3 protein-coding genes are annotated in these 6,000 nt (G+C 71.3%); all 3 read left to right on the top strand.

What is annotated here, in order from left to right:
* Positions 1–516 precede the first annotated feature (516 nt).
* The 3 genes from ACFV88_RS18485 to ACFV88_RS18475 all read left to right on the top strand — a co-directional run bounded on the left by ACFV88_RS18485 (position 517) and on the right by ACFV88_RS18475 (position 5,936).
* Positions 517–2,574 (top strand): alpha-1,4-glucan--maltose-1-phosphate maltosyltransferase, encoded by a 2,058-nt coding sequence (locus ACFV88_RS18485; RefSeq protein ID WP_385492406.1) that lies wholly within the window; start codon positions 517–519, stop codon positions 2,572–2,574.
* Positions 2,571–4,355 (top strand): maltose alpha-D-glucosyltransferase, encoded by a 1,785-nt coding sequence (gene treS / locus ACFV88_RS18480; RefSeq protein ID WP_385492372.1) that lies wholly within the window; start codon positions 2,571–2,573, stop codon positions 4,353–4,355. The genes ACFV88_RS18485 and treS overlap by 4 nt, the downstream gene beginning before the upstream one ends.
* A 138-nt stretch (positions 4,356–4,493) precedes the next feature.
* A complete protein-coding gene (locus ACFV88_RS18475; protein ID WP_385492369.1) occupies positions 4,494–5,936 on the top strand; it encodes a maltokinase in 1,443 nt (480 codons plus the stop codon).
* The last annotated feature ends 64 nt before the right edge of the window (positions 5,937–6,000 follow it).

Here is a 6,000-nt window from a genome sequence, read left to right as displayed (position 1 = left end):
TCACCGAGGAGATCAACAAGCGCAAGGGCTGACACCCCCCACACCCGCCTTCGTCTTACGGCCGGGCCCCGCACCCAGCACGACAGGGCCGACAGCCGTCCGGGCCCCCGCGACCACGCACCACACCACCGGTCACGGGGGCCCGACCCATGCCCGGCGACGCCACCCCGACTCACGCCCGCCCGACCCAGGCCCCCGACCCGAGCACACCGCGGACCCCGACACCACTCACGCAGCCACACCCGTGAAAAGCGACCGCACGCACGCGCGAACAGCGACCGTACGACCGGTTGTCCACCCCGGGCCCAGGGGAATGCTCCCCCTCACGGACCGAAACGCGCACCTCCCGCCCGGCCCGCCACCCGGGCCCCAACCGCGAGCTCCTACCCGGGTGACCGCGTTTCGCGGGCCCGATCGAGTGAACTGCGCGACCGCGGACAGGAGCGGCCCAGCACGCACGCCACACACCGCCCCCACCATCGATACAAAGAGGACAAAAGCCGCACATACCCACATATTCGAGCCACTGCCTCGCAGAGCCCCCAAGGTGATGCCGTGAATCCGCCGATCGGTCGTGTTCCCGTAACTGATCTCCACCCCCTGGTCGACCACGGGCGCCGGCCCGCGAAGGCGGTGGTGAACGAATCGTTCCTGGTCAGTGCCACCGTGTTCCGTGAGGGCCAGGACGCCGTGGCCGCGGGCGTGGTGCTCGCCGACCCGGACGGGAGGACCGGGGCCCTGACTCCGATGCGGGAGCTCGCCCCGGGCAGCGATCGCTGGGGGGCCACCGTCACCCCGACCGGCGAGGGGCGCTGGACCTTCACCGTGGAGGCGTGGAGCGACCCCCTCGCGACCTGGCGCCGACACGCCCGGATCAAGGTCCGGGCGGGCATCGACACCGAACTCGTCCTGGAGGAAGGCGCCCTGCTGCACGAGCGGGCGGCCAAGGCGGTGCCCAAGGCCAAGGGCCGCCGGGAGACCGTGCTCGGCGCCGCGGACGCCCTGCGCGACCGGAGCCGTCCGCCCGCCGCGCGGCTCGCCGCGGCCGTGGCCCCCCGGGTCACGGAGGTACTCGACCGCCATCCGCTGCGGGACCTGCTGACCGTCTCGGATCCCGCACCGCTGCTGGTGGAGCGGCGCCGGGCGCTGTTCGGCTCCTGGTACGAGTTCTTCCCGCGCTCCGAGGGGGCCCGGACGGCGCCCGGCAAGCGTCCGGTGAGCGGCACGTTCAGGACGGCCGCCGAGCGGCTGCCGGCCATCGCGGCGATGGGCTTCGACGTGGTGTACCTGCCGCCCGTTCACCCGATCGGCAGGACGTACCGCAAGGGCCCCGACAACACCCTTTCGGCGGGCCCCCACGACGTCGGCGTGCCGTGGGCGATCGGCTCGCCGGAGGGCGGGCACGACGCCGTCCACCCGGACCTCGGGACCCTCGACGACTTCGACGCGTTCGTGCACCGGGCCCGCGAGCTGCGCCTTGAGGTCGCCCTCGACTTCGCGCTCCAGTGCTCCCCCGACCACCCCTGGGTGGCCGAGCACCCCGAGTGGTTCCACCACCGGTCCGACGGCACGATCGCCCATGCCGAGAACCCGCCGAAGAAGTACCAGGACATCTACCCGATCGCGTTCGACCGGGACATGGACGGCCTGGTGCGCGAGACCGTGCGCCTGCTGAGGTTCTGGATGACCCGCGGGGTGCGGATCTTCCGGGTGGACAACCCGCACACCAAGCCGGTCGTCTTCTGGGAACGCGTCATCACCGAGGTGAACGCGTCCGATCCGGACGTCATCTTCCTGGCCGAGGCGTTCACCCGTCCCGCGATGATGCGGACCCTCGCAGCCGTCGGTTTCCAGCAGTCGTACACGTACTTCACCTGGCGTAATTCCAAGCGCGAGCTGACCGAATACCTGACCGAACTGGCCGGCGGGGAATCGGCTGCGGTGATGCGCCCGAACCTGTTCGTGAACACGCCGGACATCCTCCACGAGTACCTCCAGCGGGGCGGACGCCCGGCGTTCGAGGTCCGGGCGGTGCTCGCGGCCACGCTCTCCCCGTCCTGGGGCGTGTACAGCGGATACGAACTGTGTGAGAACACCGCGCTGCGCCGCGGCAGCGAGGAGTACCTGCGCTCCGAGAAGTACGAGTTGCGTCCCCGGGACTGGGAGGCGGCCGAGCGTGCAGGGCGTAGCATCGCGCCCCTGATCACCACCCTCAACCGGATCCGCAGGCGCAGTCCCGCCCTCCAGCAGTTGCGAGACCTCCACTTCCACCACACCGACCAGGACGCCGTGATCGCGTACTCGAAGACCGCCGCGGGACCGGGCGGTTCGAACACGGTTCTGGTGGTCGTGAACCTGGATCCGCACCACACCCAGGAGTCCACGGTGTCGTTGGACATGCCGCAACTCGGACTCGGCTGGCACGAGTCCGCACCGGTGCGCGACGAGCTCACCGGCGAGACCTACCACTGGGGCAGGGCCAATTACGTGCGCCTAGAACCGGGCCGCGCGCCCGCGCACGTCTTCACGCTCCTGCGACCGTCCTCACCGATCGGAGGGTCACCCACACGATGATCGTCAATGAACCCGTACCCGACACGTTCGAAGACACGCCGGCCCGGGACCGTGACCCGGACTGGTTCAAACGGGCCGTCTTCTACGAGGTCCTCGTCCGCTCGTTCCAGGACAGCAACGGTGACGGCGTCGGCGACCTGAAGGGCCTCACCGCCAAACTGGACTACCTCCAGTGGTTGGGCGTCGACTGCCTCTGGCTGCCGCCGTTCTTCAAGTCGCCGCTGCGCGACGGCGGTTACGACGTCTCGGACTACACGGCCGTCCTCCCGGAGTTCGGCGACCTCGCCGACTTCGTGGAGTTCGTCGACGCCGCGCACCAGCGCGGCATGCGCGTGATCATCGATTTCGTGATGAACCACACCAGCGACCAGCACCCGTGGTTCCAGGAGTCCCGCGCCCATCCGGACGGCCCCTACGGGGACTACTACGTCTGGGCCGACGACGACAAGCAGTACCAGGACGTACGGATCATCTTCGTCGACACCGAGGCGTCGAACTGGACCTTCGACCCGGTGCGCAAGCAGTACTACTGGCACCGTTTCTTCTCCCACCAGCCGGACCTGAACTTCGACAACCCGGCCGTGCAGGACGAGATCATCGCGGCCCTGAAGTTCTGGCTGGACCTCGGCATCGACGGGTTCCGGCTCGACGCCGTGCCCTACCTGTACGTGGAGGAGGGCACCAACTGCGAGAACCTGCCCGCCACGCACCGGATGCTGAAACGGGTGCGCGCCGAGATCGACGCCCACTACCCGGACACGGTGCTCCTGGCGGAGGCCAACCAGTGGCCGGAGGACGTCGTCGACTACTTCGGCGACTTCTCCGAGGGCGGCGACGAGTGCCACATGGCGTTCCACTTCCCGGTGATGCCCCGGATCTTCATGGCGGTGCGCCGCGAGTCGCGTCACCCGGTGTCCGAGATCCTGGCGAAGACGCCCCAGATCCCGTCGGGCTGTCAGTGGGGGATCTTCCTGCGCAACCACGACGAGTTGACGCTGGAGATGGTCACCGACGAAGAGCGCGACTACATGTACGCGGAGTACGCCAAGGACCCGCGGATGCGGGCGAACCTCGGCATCCGCCGTCGCCTCGCGCCGCTGCTCGACAACGACCGCAACCAGATCGAGCTGTTCACCGCCCTGCTGCTGTCGCTGCCCGGCTCGCCGATCCTCTACTACGGCGACGAGATCGGCATGGGCGACAACATCTGGCTCGGCGACCGGGACGCCGTCCGCACCCCGATGCAGTGGACGCCGGACCGCAATGCGGGCTTCTCGTCCTGCGACCCGGGGCGGCTCTACCTCCCGACGATCATGGATCCGGTGTACGGGTACCAGGTCGCCAACGTCGAGGCGTCGATGTCCTCCCCGTCCTCGCTGCTGCACTGGACCCGGCGGATGATCGAGATCCGCAAGCAGAACGCGGCCTTCGGCCTCGGCTCGTACACCGAACTGCCGTCCTCGAACCCGGCGGTGCTGGCGTTCCTGCGCGAGGCGCCCTCCGGGCACGGCGGTGACGGCAGCGACGACCTGGTGCTGTGCGTGCACAACTTCTCCCGGTTCGCCCAACCGACCGAGCTGGACCTGCGACAGTTCAGCGGGCGGCACCCGGTGGAGTTGATCGGCGGGGTGCGGTTCCCCGCGATCGGGGAGCTGCCGTACCTGTTGACCCTCGCCGGCCACGGCTTCTACTGGTTCCGGCTGCGCGAGGAGCCCCGCCAGGACGCCGGTTCCCCGGCGGGCGGCGGTGCCCGGCACCACCTCCCCGGCCGGACGGGCTGACTCCGGAGCAGACAGTACGGGCCCGGGTCCACGGGGGCGCCCCGCGAGCCTGGGCCCGCCGGCCCTGGGGTTCCGGCAGCGGTCCGGGACCCTTCGCAGAACCGCACGAGGCGCCCCGCCAGAAAGGAGCGATCCGCCATGTCGGAGGCCGTCACCCGGGCGGACCTGCCGCCCGTCGCCCGCCCCGAGCTGATCGAATCGCTCGGTCCCCTGCTGCGGTCCTGGCTTCCGCGGCAGCGGTGGTTCGCGGGCAAGGGCCGTCCCGTGCGCGGCTTCACCGTGGTGTCGGCGACGGACCTGGTGCCCCCGGGCAGCTCCCCGCGCCTGCTGCACCTGCTGGTCCGCGCCGAGCAGACCTCACCCGACGGGCCGACCGCGGACTGCTACCAACTCCTCATCGGCGTCCGCCGCTCCCTGCCCCCGCAGCTCGCGCCCGCCCTCATCGGGCGCCCCGACCGGGGACCGCTGCGCGGCGGCACCGTGTACGAGGCGCTCTACGATCCACGGCTCGCCGCCCTGCTGCTGGAGGCGCTGCGGATGCGGGCCCGGATCGGCGAACTGCGCTTCGAGCGGACCGCACAGACCGTGATCCCCTCCGGGCTGCCCTCCCGGGTGCTCGGCGTCGAACAGTCGAACTCCTCACTGGTGTACGGGGATACGTTCATCCTCAAGCTGTTCCGCCGCATCCTGCCCGGCACCCACCCCGATCTGGAACTGCCGCTCGTCCTCGCCACCGAGGGCTGCGGACGGGTGCCGCCGCCGGCCGCCTGGTTCCACGCCGAGGTGGGTGCGCGGGGGCCGGGGGCGGACGCCGACCCGTCCTACGCAGGACCGGACGGGGTGCTCGTGCTCGGCGTGCTCCAACCGTTCCTGGGCGGCGCCCGCGACGGCTGGGACCTGGCGCTGGGCTCCCTCGCCCGGGACGAAGACTTCACCGTGCAGGCCGCTGCGCTGGGCCGGGCCACCGCGGAGGTGCACGGGGCGCTCGCCCGGGCGCTGCCGCCGGTCACGCTCGGCGGCCCGCAGATCGAGGCGCTGGTCCGGGGCATGGTCCGCCGACTCGACGACACCGCCCGGGCGGTACCCGCACTGCGCCCGTACGCCCGGGGGCTGCGCACCGCCTTCGACGCCCTGGGGCAGTTGGGCACGGGACGGCGTTCCTGGACCGCGCAACGGGTGCACGGGGACCTGCACCTCGGTCAGTGCCTGCGCGCCCCCGACGGCGAGTGGTCCCTCATCGACTTCGAGGGGGAACCCGCCCGGCCGCTGACCGAACGCCGGCTGCCGCAGCCCGCGGTCCGTGACGTGGCGGGGATACTGCGCTCCTTCGACTACGCGGCCCGCCAGCACCGTCCCTGGTCCCCCGACTGGGCCGACGCCTGCCGCAACGCCTACTGCGCCGGGTACGCGGGGGTGGCCGGCCGCGACCCCCGGCACGAACCGGTGCTGCTGCGGGCCTACGAGACGGACAAGGCGGTGTACGAGGTGCTGTACGAGGCCCGGCACCGCCCCGACTGGTTGCCCGTGCCGCTCGCCGCGGTGGAACGCCTCGCCGCCCCCGACACCCCGAGCCGCCCCTGAACCACCCCCGCACCTCCCCCACCCGTTCCTCTCCGCCCCCTTCCCCCACCGGCCCCGCCGAGGA

The organism is Streptomyces sp. NPDC059816 (assembly GCF_042732055.1).
Lineage (GTDB): Bacteria > Actinomycetota > Actinomycetes > Streptomycetales > Streptomycetaceae > Streptomyces.
This window is presented reverse-complemented; position numbering and strand designations above follow the sequence as displayed.